The organism is Flavobacterium sp. U410, assembly GCF_053570605.1.
Genome location: NZ_JBSEFI010000017.1, coordinates 77,465 through 95,456, shown reverse-complemented (window position 1 = coordinate 95,456; position 17,992 = coordinate 77,465). Strand labels below are relative to the sequence as shown.

Sequence of the window (17,992 nt, the reverse complement as noted above, 5' to 3'; positions counted from 1 at the left end):
AATGGGGGAACTTTAGGTAGTGTAGCAGGAGCTTATTATAAAGATGTAGATCATTATTTTGATCAGTTTGTGGGAGCCTGGAGCTATACGGAAGGGACTACTACCCTAAAAGTTTCTTTTGTGAAAAGAGAAATGATGGATGTTTATAACGAATATTATGAAGACTTTCTTGTGGGTGAATTCCAGTATATAGAAAACGGAGTGGAAAAAGTAAATACACTTGCCAGTTTGAATAACAATTATACGGGATATAATAGTTATAATGTTTGGTCAATAACAAGAATACGAAAAACGAGTTATCCGGTATGCGAGGAGTGCAGTACTGATGAAAAACGCTTACGAATGGTTTTTACCGAACCGGCAAATGATGATGATTGTCTTCAGGGATTCTGGACAATGCGGGTCGTTGTTGAAGGCGGCGTTCAAAAGCTAAAAGTGCAGTTCAGATTAGAGACTAATTATTGTGGGTATAAAGAAGACGGAACACCCTCTGTAGCGCGTTCTTTTTCTGTTCCTTTTGGCGATTATACTTTAATAAGGGAGTAAAAGTGTAGATTCATTTTTTTTGTTTCAACGACTTTTTTTACTTTTCAACGATTAAAAATACATTTCAACAAAATATACAGAAAAACTGTATCGATATTAACATTTAATACCCTAAGTTTGTCTCGGTTAATAGCAGTAATTTTATTTCTTATCAAAGAAACATTGAGTCCCGAATGTAAGTTCGGGATTTTTTGTTGGTATCAGTTTCTCCTAAAGGTTTTGTTAACCATAAAAATTCCAAAAACAGTAATCAGTCCGCCAATGATAATTGCCGGAGTGAAAGGTTCATTAAAAAGAATGTAACCGAAAAGTAAAGCCACAATAGGGTTGATGTATGCATATAAGCTGCTGATTTCTTTTGGTAAATGTTCCAAAGCATAAACGAAGGCAATAAAAGTCAATACCGAACCAAAGAGAATCAGATAAGCAATAGACCACCAGGATAAAGCCGGAATTTCACTCAACGGCACAGCGGTTCCGTTCAGTTGGGTAACACTACCAATGACAACTCCCGAAATAATCATTTGCAATCCTAAACTAAAATAAGGATTAAAGTTAGTTCTGTTTTCTTTGATATAAATGGTAGAAAGTGCCCAAGTAAATGTTGCAATGACCGATAGTGCAATTCCAAATTGAAATTCGGGATTCAAAAAGTCGTGTAGGTAATCGTAGAAAATGACACAAACACCACCAAAGGCAATAACTAATCCCAAAGTAGTTTTCCAAGATACCCGTTCGCCTTTAAAATAACTGATAATCACAATCCATAAAGGAAAAATAGAACCAATGATGGCACCTAACCCACTAGAAATATATTTAACACCCCAAGTGCTCAATCCGTTGCTTAGCATAAAATTCAGTACGCTTAAAACTAAAATATTTCGCCACTGGCGCTGAGTAGGCCAAGGTGCCTTTTTGATTGTAAAATAGATGATGTAAAGACTACCGCTAATCAATTGACGCAAGGCTACAAGTTGTAAAGCCGGCATATATTTAACTCCTTCTTTTGAGGCAATCCAAGTGGTTCCCCAAAAAAAGCTAATCCAACATAAAGCAACAAAAGGCAATCCAAAAGCTTCTTTTTTCTTTCGGATGTAATCGTGAAACACACTAAAATAGGCCATACAACTAAATCATAAATTCAAAAGTAAAATTATACTTTTCTCTCCAGAATTTACAACTAATATATTTTCCTTTTGAAATGGAATTTTCTTTAAATTCAGGTGACTCTAGACCTAAGGTCTTTGCTTTTTCAGTGTAATACTCTTTTCTCTTCGGATGCTTCGGATAAGCCGCATGGAGTCTTTTATTCCATAAATTATTGTTGATAATATGAAATACCAAGCGAATGCAATCTTGTTGATGGATTAAATTCACAGGTGCTTCCGGATTATCAATGTTTTTTCTTCCGGCTAAATGATACACCGGGTGACGATCTTCGCCAATTAATCCTCCAAATCGTAAAATAGTAGTTTTAAAATGAGTATTGTAATGCAAACGATTCTCGGCTTCTAAAAGTTGTTTACCTCGGTCATTATTAGGCATAGGAACCGTTTCTTCAAAAATAGTCGGCATCGGGAAACTATCAGGATACACTGCTGTTGAACTCACAAAGATAACATTCTCTATAGTTGAATTTTCAATATAAGGCAAACACGCTTCAATCCTTTTTACAAGGCTTTCCGGTTCTTCTGCATTGAATCGAGGAGGGAAATTGATAATTAAAATTTGACTCCCATCTAAAAAATGATCAAAATTGCCAAAAACTTCATTTTCTTTCAATTCCACCAAATAAGGGGTAATGCCTTTGTCTTTTAATAATTCATGCTTAGCAACAGAAGTAGTTGAGCCTTTAACGCTGTATCCTTGTGCTAAAAATGCTTCGGCTAGCGGAAATCCTAACCAACCGCAGCCTAATATTGATATTTGTTTTTCCATTTTTATTGTATTGTTCACATCGAGAGAAATCGAGATGTCAAATAGCACAAATCTTTTCTCTTTCTTCTTTTCTCTTTTTTCTAAAAACTAACTATCCTTTTTTACTAAAACATAGCCGTCATTTTCAATAGCCATATAGCCTTGATCGTATAAAAAATAATACGTATTACCGTTCTTGGTTTGATATACCGAAGTAATAAACTCAAAATCAAACCCTTTACTTAGCAATTTAGTGCGACTCGTTTTGGTCTTTCCATTAACATTGAGTTCGTTTAAGATGCGATAATTTTTTCGTAATTTGTTGTTAATGTTACGCATTAAGTTCGTGTGATCCTTGTTCATCTTGTTGTTATACGCATTGCGACAACTGTCACTACAAAACTTTTTGTCTTCTCGACCCACAATTTTATCGCCACATTCTAAACACGTTTTACTCATGTATCTACATTTTTTTTGGAGCGCCACGGCTCGGTTTGTATCAGGTTGCCCTTTTCCCGCTTTTCGCACTACAAGGTAGTTTGCTGCAATCGGGGCTAATAGCATTTGTCTCTTTCTTTTGTTAAGGCAAACGTTTGTAGTTAAACTTCATTTCCTTTCCGCTTTTTTCAAAAACGACGTAGAGATTAATTTCGTCATTATTGATTTTTTCAAAAGTAAATTGGTCAAAATACACATGATTTTCATCCCATTTTACCAAGCGGAAACTTTGCTTTTCATCGGCTTTTTCCCAACCTTTTAAATCGGCACCAAAATGTTTGAGTTCTAAAATCAATGTATTATCCATTTCTTTAATATGCCCCAGTTCATAAAACACGACCTTTCCGTTTTCTAGAAACTTAAAGCAGAACATCATGGTGTCGCCACTAGGTGTATCCCAAAATTCCTCACAGGTTCCGCCCATAGCTTCGCCACGCCAAGTTCCCGAAATCCAGGCTACATCTTGTAACGTGGCTCTTGGCGATCCTTTTTCGTCGTTGTACGTAAAAGTGTTTTGGGCACTGTTGACAAAGAACTGCAAGAAGAACAGTAGCGAAAAAATAACTTTTGTATTCATCATATCTTTTTTAACGTTTTGCGTGAGGGATAGGAGCAAAGTACCGCGTACTGCACATAGCCCGACCGTAATGCAATGGAGGGCACGCCCTTATTGTTTTACTTTTTTGAGTTTGTATAAATCGTGTCGGCGGTCTTTCATAATTTGAACGCTTCCGTGTTCGTGTAATTCCTTAAGTACATCAATATCAACATCTGCAATCAAGGTCATTTCAGTATTTGGTGTAGCTTCAGCTTTTACGCCATTACTTGGAAAAGCAAAGTCAGATGGTGTGAAAACTGCTGCTTGCGCATACTGAATGTCCATGTTGTTTACCTTCGGTAAGTTACCTACACAGCCGGTAATAGCCACATAGCATTCGTTTTCAATGGCTCTGGCCTGGGCACAATGGCGTACACGAGTGTAACCGTTTTGTGTGTCGGTCAAAAACGGAACAAAGAGAATGTTCATCCCTTGATCAGCCATTAAACGAGACAGTTCCGGAAATTCCACATCATAGCAAATGACAATTCCTATTTTTCCGCAATCGGTGTCAAATGTTTGTATGGTATTGCCACCGGTAATTCCCCAGTGAAAGACTTCGTTTGGTGTAATATGTATTTTACGATACATGTCGGAAGTTCCGTCGCGGCGACACAAAAAACCGACGTTGTACACGTGGTCGTCTTCTAGAAACGGCATGCTTCCGGTAATAATATTGATGTTGTAGGAAATGGCAAATTCCTGCATTTTCTTGCGAATAGCTTCGGTGTATTTGGCGAGTTCTTTTATGGCTTCGGCTTCTGAAAGATGATTGTAATCGGCCATTAGCGGAGCGGTAAACAATTCAGGAAACAGGGCAAAGTCACTTCCGTAGCCCGAAACGGCATCAATAAAAAATTCGGCCTGTTCAAATAAGGCTTCCAAGTTGGATAGCGGTCGCATTTGCCATTGAATAAGACCTAAGCGAATGACGCTTTTTTCGACATTGATGAGTTTTTTGTTTTCTTCGTAGTAAATGTTGTTCCAATCCAGCAAAACAGCATATTCGTGCGAACGTTTGTCGCCTTGCAGGTAGTTGCGCATCACGCGAACGGGTTGAAAATCATTGCTCAATTGAAAGGTTAAAACCGGATCGTATAATTCTTTTCGTTTTACTTTGTCGATGTATTCTTTGGGTGACATTTCATTAGCAAACTGACTATAATATGGAATTCGTCCTGAGAAGACGATGGCTTTTAAATTGAGTTGTTCGCACAATTCTTTGCGGGCATCATACAAACGACGTCCTAAACGGAGTCCTCTATAATCGGGGTGAATAAAAACATCAATTCCATATAAAATATCTCCTTTTGAAGTATGAGTGGTAAATTGGAAATTTCCGGTAACTTCTTTATAGGTGTGAACTTTATACGCTAGTTTTTCGGTAATAACAATGGAAAGCGCTGATCCCACAACAACATCATCGGCAAGGATGACCAATTGACCTTCGGGGAAAACATGTAGCAATTTTTGGATGTCGTCTTCATCCCAATAATCGCCTGCCATATCAGGGTAGGCTTCAATCATGGAATTGCGGAGTTGTTTGTAGTCTTCTATTTGTAGATTTCGTAGTTCTACTTTCTGAATTTCTTGGCGCATACTATTTTGATTTTCTCAAATTTACGAAATATTCTTCCATTTACAAACGGTTACAATTATTTACAACCGAAATTAAATGAATAGCAACCGAATAGTTTTTGAAACGCATCACATCTTTGCATCGTCAAACTGAAACAACAGTTGGCTTGAACGAAATCATTTAAACATTAACATTAATTATTTGCACGCCATGAAAAACAAAGTTCAATTAATCGGACACGTAGGTCAAGAACCTGAGGTAAAAACAGTAAACAACAAAAAAGTAGCTAATCTTACTATTGCGACTAATGATTATTATTACAATGACAAAGGTGAAAAAGTAGAACAAACCGAATGGCATCGTATTACGGCTTGGGGAAAACCGGCAGAAATTATTGAAAAGTACGTTGTTAAAGGGAAAGAAGTTGCCATTGAAGGAAAATTAACGCACAGAAGTTATGACGACAAAGATGGAAACAAGCGCTATATTACGGAAGTTTTAGTCAACGAAGTAATGTTGTTAGGAAAGTAACTAAAAAGCGGTCAATTTTGACCGCTTTTTTGAATTTATAAGGTTAGATTTGCTGCAATTTGAGCTGCTAAATCTGAAAACTCTTCTTTTGTTAAGCTTGTTTTGCGTTGAAAACGCATGTCGTCCATATCGTGTAAAGGAATAAGATGTACATGTACATGAGGAACTTCTAAACCAACAACGGCTACTCCTATGCGTTTACAAGGAACAGTTTTTTCAATGGCTAGAGCGACTTTCCTAGAAAAAGCCATTAATTCCATATATTCTTCTTCTTCCAGATCAAAAATCTTGTCAACCTCTCTTTTAGGGATACATAGTGTGTGTCCTTTAGCATTAGGATTAATATCTAAAAATGCTAAAAACGTATCATTTTCTGCTACCTTATAGCAAGGGATTTCTCCGTTAATAATTTTAGTGAATATAGAAGCCATGTTTTAACAGAATGTATTAGTCTCTTGTTATTTCTAAGATTTCAAATTTTAAAGTTCCATTTGGAACACTAACTTCTGCAACTTCACCTACTTTTTTGCCTAGCAATCCTTTTCCAATAGGAGAAGTTACTGATATTTTTCCTGTTTTTAAGTTTGCTTCACTTTCAGCTACTAAGGTATATTTCATTTCCATACCGTTCGCTTGATTTTTAATCTTAACGGTAGATAAAACTAATACTTTAGAAACGTCTAATTGCGATTCATCAATAATGCGAGCATTAGCAACTAGTTCTTCCATTTTTGCAATTTTCATCTCTAAAAGACCTTGAGCTTCTTTAGCAGCATCATACTCTGCATTTTCAGATAAATCTCCTTTATCGCGTGCTTCGGCAATAGCATCAGATGCTTTAGGGCGTTCTACACTTTTTAAATGGTCTAATTCGTCTTTTAGTTTCTTTAATCCTTCCGCTGTATAATAAGATATTTTACTCATAACATCATGTTTATATAAATAGAAAGAATCCCATATGCATGGGATTCCTTTAGGCAAATATAGTGATTTTTTTTAAATATTTATGATATTCTTAATACCTATACATGTTAATTACTTTAAATTTGTTGAGTAAAATTCAAAATACTATTATGAAAAAAAATTGTTGGATAATACTGGTTATCTTAGTTTTTTTGTCTTGCAGTAAGGAAGATTTCAATAATTCTAATCCTTATTTGCCTAATTATGGTTTTTCTACAACGATAAATATGACACTGCCTCAATATGATAATTTAAGGTATCCTGCTAATGGAGTTTATCTTTTTACGGGTGTAGAAGGAGTAAGGGGGATTTTTGTATTTAATACAGGGTCGGGTTATGTGGCTTTTGATGCAGCATGTCCTAATCAGGCTTTAAGTAGTTGTTCAACAATGGAATTAGATGGGACTACAGCTGTTTGTCCTTGTGATGATGCTGTTTATAGCTTGTTTACAGGGCAGTCTGTAAATGAAGGAAAAGAATATCCTATGAAACGCTATAGAGTTGAACTATTAGATGATTATACGATAAGAGTATATAACTAGCAAAAAAGGTTGCTCATCAGGCAACCTTTTTTGTTAATATATTTTGCTAAGATACTAGAACTTTAAAGTAGCACCTACTAAAAAGTTAATTCCGGCTTGCGGATAATAACCCATTCCTTGAACTGTAGTAATGCTTCCTGGGTTAGACCAATCATCATCATAAGTGTAGAAATAACCGTTTGAAGAATATTTTAAGTCTAAGATATTGTTTACTAATCCGCTGAAAACAATTGATTTTAAAGCTCTATTGATTTTCCATTCATAAACGGCATTGAAATCAAGTGTGCCATAGGCTTTTAAAGTAGAAGCTTCTGCATCAATATTACCCATGTATTGTTTACCAACATATTTGCCTAAAACAGTTAATTGTAAGTTTTGGATAGGCGTGTAATTAAGTGCTCCAGAAGAAACTACTTTTGGTGAAAAAGCAATGTTGGTATTTCCTAAATTGGTTAGCACACCATCTTGTTGGAAATAGAAATCAAGATTTCTGTTATCGCTTAAAGTAGCATTGGCTTGGACGTTAAATTTATCTGATATTTTAGCCACAGCTTCTACTTCAGCTCCTAATCGATAGCTTTTTCCTGAATTGGTAAAAATTGGTGAACCTACATCATTTAAAGCACCTGTCATTACTAATTGGTCAAGGTAATACATGAAAAATCCATTAGCAGAAACTCTAAATTTTGAACTATTATGTTTCCAACCTAATTCAAAATCGTACAAACGTTCTGGTTTAATATTTTCATCTTCATAATCACTTCTGCGAGGTTCTTTATTAGCAATACCTGCAAAACTATAGAAGGTATTTTTAGTATCCAATTGATAGTTTATTCCAACTTTTGGATTGAAGAAATGAAAAGTATCATTAACGTCTGCAAATTCGTAAGAAGTTGCTTGATAGTTTACATAGCGATATTGTAAGTCTACAAAAACATTAAGTCTGTCAAATTGTTGTGAAGCTTTGGCATAGAAATTAACATCGTCTTTGTTTCCGTAGTTGCTATAATAACGGCTTAAATTAGGAATGTCATATTGTGTCCAAATAACATCACCATAGTGTTTTCCTAAGTAACGATTGGCTGCTCCTCCAAATAGAATATCAGTTTGACTCGTTTTATAATTAAGAGAAAAAGTGGTACCAAAGAAATCATTGTCTAACCATCTTTTTCTAATATAATTCATAGCAGAAACCTGATTTCCGTTTACCAAGATGTCATTCATTCCAAAGAAAGACAGATAAGCGTCTTCTTCAAATAGTATATTAGAATAGTAATAATTATCAATGTACTCTTCGTAATATCCTTTTCCTTTAGTATAATGCAATGCTACGTTAGAATTCCATTTTTCAGACCATTTTTCAGACCAATGTAATTGGAAATGGTTTTGCCAATAGTTATCGGTTTGGTCGTTATAATAGCCTGTAATTGTTCCATTGTCATCCATCATGATTCCGGATACGTTAAACTTTCTTCCAAAATTATAATTAGGATTTGTAGCGCTTAAAGCACTAATAGCAGCTACATCTTGTCCCCACCAAGCTTGGTATGTTTTTTCTTTTCCGCCAAATGCAAGAAATTTGATTAATGTGTTTTCTTTAACGTAGTTAACGTTAAACAAATAACCAAACATATTTGAAGAAGCTCGATCAACATAACCATCCGATTGTATTTGTGAAATACGACCATTGATTTCTAAGTTGTTGTGTAAGCCGGTTCCAAAAGATAAGGTATGTTTTTGGGTTCCAAAACTTCCTATGGAATTAGCAATTTCAGCATGTGATTTTTCTTGATATCCTTTGGTTTGCATGGCTAAACTAGCACCAAATGCTCCAGCTCCATTAGTAGAAGTTCCCACACCTCTTTGTAACTGAACACTTTCTAATGATGAAGCAAAATCAGGAAGGTCAACAAAGAAACTGCCTTGACTTTCACTGTCGTTAAACGGAATTCCATTTAAGGTTACGTTAATACGAGAACCGTCAGAGCCACGAACTCTCATTGCTGTATATCCTACGCCATTTCCAGCATCAGTAGTGGTTACTACCGAAGGTAAATAGTTTAATAAAATAGGAATGTCTTGACCTAAATTTTTGGATTCAATTTCTTTTTCAGAAACGTTGGTAAAAGTAATCGGGTTTTTGTCTTTGGCTCTTACTGCGGAAACAGTTACTTCTTTTAAGTCGTTGACTTTTGTAGTGTCTTTTGCAATTTCTTGAGCATTAGAGAATAATGAAATTAAAAGGATTGCTAAACTCAAAAGAGTTGTGCGTTGGGTGACTTTGTGCTTGGCACTTTTTGTGAATAAAATTTTCATTCGTAAAAAAATATACGAATAAAAGGGGTAATTATTCTTGGTTACTATTAAAAATTGATACTCTTGCTGATGACATAAAGAGAAAATAAGCTTGCGCGCGGCTAATTTCTATAAATGAAAACATTTTCTTTATGGTCAGCTATTCCCTAAACAGCATTACCTGTTCTAGGTTCTACGGGTATGATCTCAGCTCTTTATTTTGAGCACCCCTTTGAGACAGTGCAAAGATATAATTCTTTAAACCAAACTTGCAAGTTTAAGAACTTAAAAGTTTGGTTTCCTTCGCGAAGCCTTGATTTCAGAAGATTTCTTTTTAGTTTGAAGCCTTTTTTCTTTGGCTGCTCTTGTTGTTTTTGTTGCTTTTCTGACTTTTGGTTTCTTTAAATTTTCTGATAAAAGTTCCCAAAAGCGCTTGATTACAATGTTTTTGTTTTTTAATTGGCTTCTGTCTTCGTCACATGAAAGTAATAAAATACCGTCTTGAGTTAGTTTGGTGTTTAGTTTTTCTTGTAACCAATCTTTTTCTTCAGGTTCCAAACCAGCAGAATTCAAAAGGTCAAAACTCAACTGTACTTTACTTGATACTTTATTGACATTTTGACCTCCGGAGCCGCTACTCCTTACAGCTTTGAATTGCAATTCTTTTTCGATTTGATCTTTATTCACTTTTAGGTTGGTGTGCCGGTTTCAATAAATCGTTAACTGTTTTGACCGGATTAAAGGTAATCAAAGGAACTTCCACAAAAACAGAGATCCAATGCGCCATTGCGCCATTCCATAAACCGGGAAGTTCGTATGATTTTATAGGTTTTCCGGCTTTATTTTTTTCAACAATAAAGCCCGCACTGTGGTCTACAAATTGGGACAAATCAAATTTTTCTCCTTTATAATTTTTTAAACTACACACGATGTCCACCGGATTAAAATATGTGGCTTTTTGGGCTATGGCGATTTGCTTATGATTTGTTAAATCCATTTGTGAACTTTCTACGATTTGTAATGAAACTTCGCCTTCTTCATTTTTCACCCAAAAAGGACCACCTCCGGGTTCGCCTTCATTCTTTACCATTCCGCAAATGCGAATCGGTTTGTTTAAAACTTGTTGTAATGTTTCTACTTTGTAATGCGTTTGGTATTTATAAAAATCTGTTGGAAGAACAACGTTTAGTTTTTTATTGGCAAAATTGGCTACTTCATCAATAAAAGATTCGGTAACGTCAGTTTTTTTTAATTGGGTTAAAAAGCTAAACGTTTGAGCTTGAAGTTCTAATAGAATTCCGCCTAAAATTTTCTTGTATTCAAAAATAGGAATAATATGATTTTGAGAAACGTTGTCTATGTTTTTAATAAATACAATATCGGCATCTAAATTGTTTAGATTCTTAATCAATGCTCCGTGCCCTCCGGGTCTGAATAGTAAGTTGTTGTCTTCGTCACGAAACGGTTCGTTGTTCGGAGTTACTGCTATTGTATCTGTTGATTCACATTGAAACGAAAAAGAAGTTTCAATTTCCGGATATTGGTTACAAACCGCTAGAAAACTCTCTTTGTGTTCTTTCGAAATGGTGAAATGAACCTTGGGTTTTTCAGTTTCTTTGCTATAAAAAAAAGTCTCTTTCAAATGCTCTTCAACCGGAGTAACTTTCTTCTTTTCTTTAATATGAAAAGGCAAAACACCTTTGGCTTTGCTGGCAAAATCAAACTCGTGTTTATCTAAAAGTATACGGATTAAATAATAGTTTTTGTCATCGTTTTCCAAATGATCAAAGTCTAAATACAATTCGCGAGCTCTAGCCATTAAGTCTTTGTAGAACGGAAATTCTTTTAAGCCTACTAAAAATACAGAAAGCTCAGTGCATTTTGTGCGGTTGGTATACGCATTGATGGATTCGCTCCCTTTTTTATAGTTATTCAAGAATTCTAATAAAAACTTGAACATTCTACTGGCAGCACCCGAAGCCGGAACAAATTTAACAATGTCTTTTTCGTTTTTCTTTTCGTCGAAAAGAGAACTGTATTTTGCACGATTTTCTTTGGAAAGAGCTATAATTCCGTCTTCCAAAGTGGCTGGCCTTAACAAGTTTATTTTAGGAATTCCAAAAGTAAAATATTCTAATTGTTGATTGATTTTTTCAATTGAAATGCCTTTATCAGTGAGTATTTTTAAATCTATAGGGGTAAATATTTCTTCCATTCTTTATATGCATAGATTGCTATAATCGTGAAAACTAGATATTGAATACTGGTCAATGTATATCCTTTGTAATAATACAAGAGAATAGAAATAAAATCGCCAACAATCCAAAGAATCCAATTTTCAATCTTTCGCTTAGCCATTAGCCACATCCCAACAAAGAAAATCCCGGTTGTGAATGTGTCAACATAGGCTGTCCAATTTGTAAATTTATTAAATAAATTATAAATGACAATAACAAAACCACAAGTTAATAGAAATATAACGATAGATTTATAAATTTCAGAAAGATTCATTTTACTAATGGGAAAGTCGTAATTTTCGCCATGTTTTTTGCTCCATAAAATCCAACCATAAATACTCATGGTAGAGTAATAGAAGTTAATAAGCATGTCCCCCACTAATCCCCATTGCCACAAAAGATACACATACAAAATAGTACTGATAAGTCCGGTTGGATAAACGCCAACGTGATTTTTTTTAGCCAAAAAAACGCTAATTAATCCAAAAATGATGGCGGTTACTTCCAGAGCAATGTCGGTAGAGGTGTAATATTGATAGGGTTCAAATAAAGTTTCAAACATTGAAAAAAGAATTATCATTTTCAAAAGCAGTTCCGATAACAACCATGTCGGCTCCGGCAGCAAATGCATTTTCAATTGCTTCTTTAGAACGAATGCCCCCGCCTACAATTAAAGGAACGGAAAGTGTAGCTTTAACTTTTTGAATCATAGCTAGCGGAACAGCTAATTCAGCGCCACTTCCGGCTTCTAAGTAGATAAGCTTGTTACCTAAATATTCTCCGGCTTTAGCCGTTTGGCAAACGTATTCAATGTCATTTCTGTCTAAGGGTTGGGTTTGACTCACTTTGGCTACCGCTGTTTCTTTACCGCTTTCAATGAGTAAATAGCCTGTGGGAATAACTTCCAATTCTGTTTTTGCTAAGTAAGGAACCGATTTGACTTGGTGTTCAATTAAATAATCAGGATTTCTTCCGGAAAGCAAACTCAAGAATAAAATTCCATCGGCTGCTGCTGAAATTTGTTGGAAACCACCGGGAAAAAGTAAAACGGGCAATTGGCAAAGTGTTTTCAGTTCGCTAATTAATTCGTCTAAATTTTGTCCCTCAAAAGTACTTCCACCGACTAAAATATGTGTGGCTGGAGAATTTTTAATTTGGGAAACCAAATGCGGAAGCTGTTCTAAGGATACCTTTTCGGGATCAATTAAAATGGCTAGCAGCTTTTGGTTTTTGGCAACTGAAGTTAAAATATTTTGATATAAAGTCATGACTTATTCGGGTAAAGCGCACACAAAGATATAATCTTCTACATTATAAAATTGGATGCGGAAACTTTCAATCGTATCATTAAAACGAAGTTCAGCTTGGCAACTAGTATCATTTAAACAAAAGATATTTTCAAAAATATGATTGGGAAAACTAATTCCTTTTTCGTTTTTGATCTTAAAAATAGATTCTTTAATACCCCAAATCACCGTTGCTTTTTCAATTTGTTCGGCTTCCGGTAAACCTTTAAGATGTTTAACATCCATAAATCGCGGGGCAATTCTTAGGATTTTCGGTTTAACAATTTCCATGTCGACTCCCACAATTTTATCGGTGCTAATACAAATACAAGAAAAATCAAAAGAATGTGAAATAGAAATATGTAATTCTTTTTTCTTTTCTCTATCTTCTTTCTTCTCTAAATGCGGTTTCCCGTTTTCGTCATAATACAAATCAAAATCGGAAAAACCAATGTGTTGCAGTAACATACGAACGGCTAAAAATCCGTTTTGGTGACTTTCCGATTTCATGGTTTCCAATCGGGCTAAAGAAACATCTTTGAGTTTTACGGCTCTGAAAAGTGTGTTGAAATCTTCTGTTATTTTCCAAAAATAAGCAGTGGTTGTTTCGTTTATGACTATGGAACTATGAAAAGGCATGAAGTATTTTATTGTTTTTCAGATGCTTAACAAGTTAAACATTTCGCAAAATACGCTAATTAATTTATGAAATAAAAAGGAAATGCTTAAATTTGCACTTTCTAATTAAAATAACAAATATACATAGATGAGTACAAAAACCATCCCTTATGTTCCTTACAAAGTTAAAGATATTTCTTTAGCAGCTTGGGGAAGAAAAGAAATTGAATTAGCAGAAGCTGAAATGCCAGGATTAATGGCTTTACGTGCAGAGTATGGTGCAAGCCAACCGTTAAAAGGAGCGCGCATTGCAGGTTGTTTACACATGACCATCCAAACGGCTGTTTTAATTGAAACTTTAGTTGCTCTTGGTGCTGATGTAACTTGGTCTTCTTGTAACATTTTCTCTACTCAAGATCACGCTGCTGCTGCTATTGCTGCTGCCGGAATTCCGGTGTATGCATGGAAAGGTATGAACGAAGAAGAATTTGACTGGTGTATTGAACAAACGTTATTCTTCGGAGAAGATAGAAAACCGTTAAATATGATTTTAGATGATGGTGGAGATTTAACCAATATGGTTTTTGATCGTTATCCGGAATTAATCGAAGAAATCAAAGGTTTATCGGAAGAAACGACTACCGGAGTTCACCGTTTATACGAAAGAATGGAAAATGGAACCTTACATATTCCGGCAATCAATGTAAACGATTCAGTGACTAAGTCTAAATTCGATAACAAATACGGATGTAAAGAATCAGCTGTAGATGCTATTCGTCGCGCTACTGACGTTATGTTGGCTGGTAAAAGAGTGGTTGTTTGCGGATATGGTGACGTAGGTAAAGGTACTGCAGCCTCTTTCCGTGGAGCAGGTTCTATTGTAACAGTTACTGAAATTGATCCGATTTGTGCTTTACAAGCGGCTATGGACGGTTTTGAAGTAAAAAAATTAGATACAGTTATTGGTAATGCCGATATCGTAATTACAACTACAGGAAACAAAGATATCGTTGTGGGGCGTCATTTCGAGGCTATGAAAGACAAAACTATCGTGTGTAACATTGGACACTTCGATAACGAAATCGATATGGCTTGGTTGAACAAAAATCACGGAGCTTCTAAAAACGAAATCAAACCGCAAGTGGATAAATATACCATCAACGGTAAAGATATCATTGTTTTGGCTGAAGGTCGTTTAGTAAACTTAGGTTGTGCAACAGGTCACCCAAGTTTTGTAATGAGTAATTCATTTACAAACCAGACTTTAGCGCAATTAGAGTTGTGGACAAATACAGTTGCTTACGAAAATAAAGTATACATGTTGCCTAAACATTTAGATGAAAAAGTAGCACGTTTACACTTGGCTAAAATCGGTGTTGAGTTAGAAACTTTATCTACAGATCAAGCTAAATATATCGGAGTAACAGTTGAAGGTCCATTTAAACCAGAATATTACAGATATTAATTGTTATGCTTTGTCACTTCGAACTGCCTGTACTGAGCTTGACGAAGTAGAGTCGAGAAGCGAAGTGTTGGCTCAGTATTTCAAATACATATTAAACCTACAAGATTTGTCTTGTAGGTTTTTTTGTTTTTGGGTATTTCCGCCATTGCATTACGGTCGGGCTATTCGCACTCGCTTTTATTCAAATTGAAAATTTTAATAAAGAGCTCAAACAATGCTTCTATCCCTAATACAACGCATCTTTTGCATAATTTTAAGTAAGGAATAAATGAAATAGTGTTTTCGTTCTGAAACATTTAGCCTATTTTTTATACTAATAAGCAATCATCATCAAAAAACAAAATCATGCTTAAAAAAATCTTCCTTCTTTGTTCGGGAACCGACAAGGATATCTTGGCGACTTGCAGCAATGGCGAACAAAACAAATATGCCGGTATTGGTGCTACCGTTTTCTTTACGGCCGTCATGGCGTTTCTTTCATCAAGTTATGCGCTTTACACCGTTTTTGACAATTATCATAGTGCAATTGCCTTCGGGTTGGTTTGGGGTTTGTTGATCTTTAATCTGGATCGATTTATTGTGTCAACACTTCGCAAGCGAAAACATTGGAGAAGTGAATTGCTACAAGCAACGCCGCGATTGGTTTTAGCGATTATTATTGCTATTGTGATTTCAAAACCCTTGGAACTTAAAATCTTTGAAAAAGAAATCAATACAGTTTTGGTCAAAGAACAAAATCAGTTGGCTTTGCAAAACAAAAAGCAAATCGGAGCCTACTTTCAGAAAGATTTAGACCAAAATCAATCGCAGATAGATAGCCTGAAATCAGAAATTATTAAAAAAGAAAAGGAAGTCAACGATTTGTATTCGGTTTATATTACGGAAGCAGAAGGGACTTCGGGAACCAAAAAATTAGGAAAAGGTCCGGTTTATAAAGAAAAGCGCGAAAAACACGATAGATCATTGCAAGAATTGGACATATTAAAGAATCGCAATGCTTCAAAAATCAAAACTTTAGAAAGTCAGGCAGCAGAATTGAAAAAGAATCAAGAAGCCAAAATTGAATCGGCTCAACCGGTTATTAATGAGTACAATGGCATTATGGCTCGAATTGATGCTTTAGGGAAATTGTCTTTTTGGCCTTCGTTCTTTATTATGCTATTGTTTTTAGCGGTGGAAACAGCTCCGGTTTTGGTTAAAATGATGACTGCCAAAGGCGAATATGATGTTAAACTGGAAGATCAAGAAAATGCTGTGAACCAAATTTTGGTTCAATTTAAAAATCAGCAAGAAGCGATTCAGCAAGTTGAAAATGAAATTCAGGAGAAGCTGAAAGACGAATTAGCCAATGACTCCGATTTGTATGCTGAAAAACGAAAACATTGGGTTGCAATTTTAAAAGATCAGGCGGAAGCTTATACTCAAAAACAGCAAAAAGTCATTAAGAATTTATAGTTTTGCAAAAAAAGAGTTTTGTATTTCTTAACGTCAGCATTGTATTTTCCGCCGGTAAATGAAGCGTCTATAGAAGGCATCGTAGCTGTTGGAGGCGATTTGTCTCCGGAGCGATTGATATTGGCATACCAAAGCGGAATTTTTCCTTGGTTTGATGAAGAAGATCCTATTCTTTGGTGGTCACCGCCTGAGCGAATGGTTTTGTTTTTTGAAGATCTGAAAATTTCCAAAAGCATGCGAAACGTACTAAATCAAAACAAGTTTAAAGTAACGTTTAATACCGCCTTTCGGGAGGTTATTACCAATTGTAAAAAGATAGTGCGTAAAGATCAACCTGGCACTTGGATTACGGATGAAATGTTAGAAGCGTATTGTAAACTCAACGAATTAGGAATGGCTAAAAGCGTTGAGGTTTGGCAAAATGATGAGTTGGTTGGCGGATTATATGGCGTAGATTTAGGTCATGTTTTTTGTGGTGAAAGTATGTTTGCCAAAGTTTCCAATGCCAGCAAAGTAGCTTTTATACATTTGGCGAAGCAATTAGAGCGCGCTAACTATAGAATTTTGGATTGCCAAGTGTATAATGACCATTTGGCTTCTTTGGGTTGTGTAGAAATAGAACGTGAAGATTTTATGATGATTTTGAAGACAAATATTGATTAATTTCTTGTCCAACAATCTGTAATATGATCGTTAACCATTCCTGTGGCTTGCATGTGTGCGTAAACTACAGTTGAGCCAACGAACTTAAAGCCACGTTTTTTTAAATCTTTGCTTAGTTTATCTGAGATTTCAGTAGTTGCAGGAACTTCTGATAAATACTTGGGTTGGTTGTCGATAGGTTTTCCGTCAACAAAGTCCCAAATGTATTTGGAAAAACTTCCGAATTCCTCTTGGACTTTTATAAAAGCTTGAGCGTTAGTTACGGCTGCTTTTATTTTTAATTTATTGCGAATGATTCCCGGATTTTCACAAAGTGAAATTATTTTTTCGTCTGTGAAATTGGCTACCTTTTGAACATCAAATTCCTCAAAGGCTTCTCTGAAATTCTCTCTTTTAGCTAAAACAGTATACCAACTCAAACCTGCCTGAAAGGTTTCGAGAATTAAAAATTCAAAAATGGTTGGATCGTCGTAAACAGGTTTTCCCCATTCATTATCATGATAATTTCTATATAAATCATCTTTTTCACACCAAGCGCATCTCTTTTTTGAAGCCATTTTCAAATAAGTTTAGGTAATGTTCTAATATATAATTTTTCTACTTTTTTTCTTGCCCAATCCGTTTTTCTAAGGAACTTTAAGCTTGAGTTTATAGATGGATTTACATTGAAACAACGTATTTGAATCAATTCGCCTAAAGTGTCAAATCCATAAAAAGCAACTAAAGTTTCCAGAATGGTCTTTAGGGTTTTTCCATGAAGTGGATTGTTTTCTTGCATAAAGTAAAAGTAATAAAAAAA

At 35.3% G+C, this 17,992-nt stretch carries 21 protein-coding genes; 6 read left to right on the top strand and 15 right to left on the bottom strand.

Features of this window, described 5'->3' with window-relative positions; genetic code table 11:
• Positions 1-546, top strand: a 546-nt coding sequence (locus tag ACUSJC_RS12105) for a DUF6705 family protein (protein WP_449269830.1), incomplete at its 5' end; no start/stop codon positions are given.
• Positions 547-746: 200 nt separating this feature from the next.
• Here ACUSJC_RS12105 and ACUSJC_RS12100 read toward each other — a convergent pair.
• The 5 genes from ACUSJC_RS12100 to ACUSJC_RS12080 all read right to left on the bottom strand — a co-directional run bounded on the left by ACUSJC_RS12100 (position 747) and on the right by ACUSJC_RS12080 (position 5,158).
• Positions 747-1,670: a DMT family transporter gene (locus ACUSJC_RS12100; RefSeq protein ID WP_449269829.1), complete on the bottom strand. Its 924-nt coding sequence runs from the start codon at positions 1,668-1,670 to the stop codon at positions 747-749.
• Between the two features lie 4 nt (positions 1,671-1,674).
• A complete protein-coding gene (locus ACUSJC_RS12095; RefSeq protein WP_449269828.1) occupies positions 1,675-2,484 on the bottom strand; it encodes an SDR family NAD(P)-dependent oxidoreductase in 810 nt (269 codons plus the stop codon).
• A gap of 87 nt (positions 2,485-2,571) precedes the next feature.
• Positions 2,572-2,922, bottom strand: coding sequence for a hypothetical protein (locus ACUSJC_RS12090; RefSeq protein WP_449269827.1), 351 nt, complete (start codon positions 2,920-2,922; stop codon positions 2,572-2,574).
• Between the two features lie 121 nt (positions 2,923-3,043).
• Positions 3,044-3,541 carry a DUF6265 family protein gene (locus ACUSJC_RS12085; protein WP_449269826.1) on the bottom strand — a complete coding sequence of 166 codons (498 nt, stop codon included), beginning with the start codon at positions 3,539-3,541 and terminating at the stop codon, positions 3,044-3,046.
• An 87-nt stretch (positions 3,542-3,628) separates the two neighbouring features.
• The gene (locus ACUSJC_RS12080; RefSeq protein WP_449269825.1) at positions 3,629-5,158 is read right to left on the bottom strand and encodes a GNAT family N-acetyltransferase; all 1,530 of its coding nucleotides are present in this window, start codon (positions 5,156-5,158) and stop codon (positions 3,629-3,631) included.
• A gap of 190 nt (positions 5,159-5,348) precedes the next feature.
• Between ACUSJC_RS12080 and ACUSJC_RS12075 the strand changes: the two genes are divergently transcribed.
• Entirely contained in the window at positions 5,349-5,669 is a 321-nt protein-coding gene (locus ACUSJC_RS12075) for a single-stranded DNA-binding protein (RefSeq protein ID WP_449269824.1), read from the top strand.
• Positions 5,670-5,704: 35 nt separating this feature from the next.
• On the opposite strand, the gene ACUSJC_RS12070 is transcribed toward ACUSJC_RS12075, so the two are convergent.
• Together ACUSJC_RS12070 and greA are read right to left on the bottom strand one after the other, a co-directional pair.
• Entirely contained in the window at positions 5,705-6,100 is a 396-nt protein-coding gene (locus ACUSJC_RS12070; RefSeq protein WP_449269823.1) for an HIT family protein, read from the bottom strand.
• Between the two features lie 16 nt (positions 6,101-6,116).
• Positions 6,117-6,593, bottom strand: coding sequence for a transcription elongation factor GreA (gene greA, locus ACUSJC_RS12065; RefSeq protein WP_449269822.1), 477 nt, complete (start codon positions 6,591-6,593; stop codon positions 6,117-6,119).
• A gap of 149 nt (positions 6,594-6,742) precedes the next feature.
• On the opposite strand from greA, the gene ACUSJC_RS12060 reads away from it, so the two are divergent.
• Positions 6,743-7,174, top strand: coding sequence for a Rieske (2Fe-2S) protein (locus ACUSJC_RS12060; protein ID WP_449269821.1), 432 nt, complete (start codon positions 6,743-6,745; stop codon positions 7,172-7,174).
• A gap of 54 nt (positions 7,175-7,228) precedes the next feature.
• Here the strand turns inward: ACUSJC_RS12060 and ACUSJC_RS12055 are convergent, their stop codons facing one another.
• The 6 genes from ACUSJC_RS12055 to ACUSJC_RS12030 all read right to left on the bottom strand — a co-directional run bounded on the left by ACUSJC_RS12055 (position 7,229) and on the right by ACUSJC_RS12030 (position 13,631).
• The gene (locus ACUSJC_RS12055) at positions 7,229-9,490 is read right to left on the bottom strand and encodes a TonB-dependent receptor (protein WP_449269820.1); all 2,262 of its coding nucleotides are present in this window, start codon (positions 9,488-9,490) and stop codon (positions 7,229-7,231) included.
• Positions 9,491-9,754: 264 nt separating this feature from the next.
• The gene (gene arfB / locus ACUSJC_RS12050) at positions 9,755-10,156 is read right to left on the bottom strand and encodes an alternative ribosome rescue aminoacyl-tRNA hydrolase ArfB (protein WP_449269819.1); all 402 of its coding nucleotides are present in this window, start codon (positions 10,154-10,156) and stop codon (positions 9,755-9,757) included.
• Positions 10,149-11,684, bottom strand: coding sequence for a DUF4301 family protein (locus ACUSJC_RS12045; RefSeq protein WP_449269818.1), 1,536 nt, complete (start codon positions 11,682-11,684; stop codon positions 10,149-10,151). Before ACUSJC_RS12045 ends, arfB begins: the two co-directional genes overlap by 8 nt.
• Positions 11,660-12,268, bottom strand: coding sequence for a nicotinamide riboside transporter PnuC (gene pnuC, locus ACUSJC_RS12040; RefSeq protein WP_449269817.1), 609 nt, complete (start codon positions 12,266-12,268; stop codon positions 11,660-11,662). The genes ACUSJC_RS12045 and pnuC overlap by 25 nt, the downstream gene beginning before the upstream one ends.
• A complete protein-coding gene (locus ACUSJC_RS12035) occupies positions 12,261-12,974 on the bottom strand; it encodes a geranylgeranylglyceryl/heptaprenylglyceryl phosphate synthase (RefSeq protein ID WP_449269816.1) in 714 nt (237 codons plus the stop codon). Before ACUSJC_RS12035 ends, pnuC begins: the two co-directional genes overlap by 8 nt.
• Positions 12,975-12,977: 3 nt before the next feature.
• Positions 12,978-13,631, bottom strand: a complete 654-nt coding sequence (locus ACUSJC_RS12030; RefSeq protein WP_449269815.1) for a 4'-phosphopantetheinyl transferase family protein — start codon at positions 13,629-13,631, stop codon at positions 12,978-12,980.
• A 127-nt stretch (positions 13,632-13,758) separates the two neighbouring features.
• Between ACUSJC_RS12030 and ahcY the strand changes: the two genes are divergently transcribed.
• The 3 genes from ahcY to aat all read left to right on the top strand — a co-directional run bounded on the left by ahcY (position 13,759) and on the right by aat (position 17,193).
• Positions 13,759-15,075, top strand: coding sequence for an adenosylhomocysteinase (gene ahcY / locus ACUSJC_RS12025; RefSeq protein ID WP_449269814.1), 1,317 nt, complete (start codon positions 13,759-13,761; stop codon positions 15,073-15,075).
• Between the two features lie 345 nt (positions 15,076-15,420).
• Complete coding sequence (locus tag ACUSJC_RS12020) at positions 15,421-16,530, top strand: DUF4407 domain-containing protein (protein WP_449269813.1); 1,110 nt, start codon at positions 15,421-15,423, stop codon at positions 16,528-16,530.
• Positions 16,531-16,548: 18 nt separating this feature from the next.
• Positions 16,549-17,193: a leucyl/phenylalanyl-tRNA--protein transferase gene (gene aat / locus ACUSJC_RS12015; RefSeq protein ID WP_449269812.1), complete on the top strand. Its 645-nt coding sequence runs from the start codon at positions 16,549-16,551 to the stop codon at positions 17,191-17,193.
• Here the strand turns inward: aat and ACUSJC_RS12010 are convergent.
• Both ACUSJC_RS12010 and ACUSJC_RS12005 read right to left on the bottom strand, forming a co-directional pair.
• On the bottom strand, positions 17,190-17,750 hold the full coding sequence (locus ACUSJC_RS12010; protein WP_449269811.1) for a DNA-3-methyladenine glycosylase I: 561 nt from the start codon (positions 17,748-17,750) through the stop codon (positions 17,190-17,192). The genes aat and ACUSJC_RS12010 overlap by 4 nt on opposite strands.
• Before the next feature lie 2 nt (positions 17,751-17,752).
• Positions 17,753-17,971 (bottom strand): VF530 family protein, encoded by a 219-nt coding sequence (locus ACUSJC_RS12005; RefSeq protein WP_449269810.1) that lies wholly within the window; start codon positions 17,969-17,971, stop codon positions 17,753-17,755.
• Positions 17,972-17,992: the final 21 nt, after the last annotated feature.

Coding starts and splice junctions, on each gene's coding strand:
- ACUSJC_RS12045 (WP_449269818.1), bottom strand. CDS start 11,684: ATGGAAGAAATATTTACCCCTATAGATTTAAAAATACTCACTGATAAA.
- ACUSJC_RS12095 (WP_449269828.1), bottom strand. CDS start 2,484: ATGGAAAAACAAATATCAATATTAGGCTGCGGTTGGTTAGGATTTCCG.
- pnuC (WP_449269817.1), bottom strand. CDS start 12,268: ATGTTTGAAACTTTATTTGAACCCTATCAATATTACACCTCTACCGAC.
- greA (WP_449269822.1), bottom strand. CDS start 6,593: ATGAGTAAAATATCTTATTATACAGCGGAAGGATTAAAGAAACTAAAA.
- ACUSJC_RS12100 (WP_449269829.1), bottom strand. CDS start 1,670: ATGGCCTATTTTAGTGTGTTTCACGATTACATCCGAAAGAAAAAAGAA.
- ahcY (WP_449269814.1), top strand. CDS start 13,759: ATGAGTACAAAAACCATCCCTTATGTTCCTTACAAAGTTAAAGATATT.
- ACUSJC_RS12020 (WP_449269813.1), top strand. CDS start 15,421: ATGCTTAAAAAAATCTTCCTTCTTTGTTCGGGAACCGACAAGGATATC.
- ACUSJC_RS12010 (WP_449269811.1), bottom strand. CDS start 17,750: ATGGCTTCAAAAAAGAGATGCGCTTGGTGTGAAAAAGATGATTTATAT.
- ACUSJC_RS12030 (WP_449269815.1), bottom strand. CDS start 13,631: ATGCCTTTTCATAGTTCCATAGTCATAAACGAAACAACCACTGCTTAT.
- ACUSJC_RS12075 (WP_449269824.1), top strand. CDS start 5,349: ATGAAAAACAAAGTTCAATTAATCGGACACGTAGGTCAAGAACCTGAG.
- ACUSJC_RS12035 (WP_449269816.1), bottom strand. CDS start 12,974: ATGACTTTATATCAAAATATTTTAACTTCAGTTGCCAAAAACCAAAAG.
- ACUSJC_RS12090 (WP_449269827.1), bottom strand. CDS start 2,922: ATGAGTAAAACGTGTTTAGAATGTGGCGATAAAATTGTGGGTCGAGAA.
- ACUSJC_RS12060 (WP_449269821.1), top strand. CDS start 6,743: ATGAAAAAAAATTGTTGGATAATACTGGTTATCTTAGTTTTTTTGTCT.
- ACUSJC_RS12055 (WP_449269820.1), bottom strand. CDS start 9,490: ATGAAAATTTTATTCACAAAAAGTGCCAAGCACAAAGTCACCCAACGC.
- ACUSJC_RS12005 (WP_449269810.1), bottom strand. CDS start 17,971: ATGCAAGAAAACAATCCACTTCATGGAAAAACCCTAAAGACCATTCTG.
- ACUSJC_RS12080 (WP_449269825.1), bottom strand. CDS start 5,158: ATGCGCCAAGAAATTCAGAAAGTAGAACTACGAAATCTACAAATAGAA.
- ACUSJC_RS12085 (WP_449269826.1), bottom strand. CDS start 3,541: ATGATGAATACAAAAGTTATTTTTTCGCTACTGTTCTTCTTGCAGTTC.
- ACUSJC_RS12070 (WP_449269823.1), bottom strand. CDS start 6,100: ATGGCTTCTATATTCACTAAAATTATTAACGGAGAAATCCCTTGCTAT.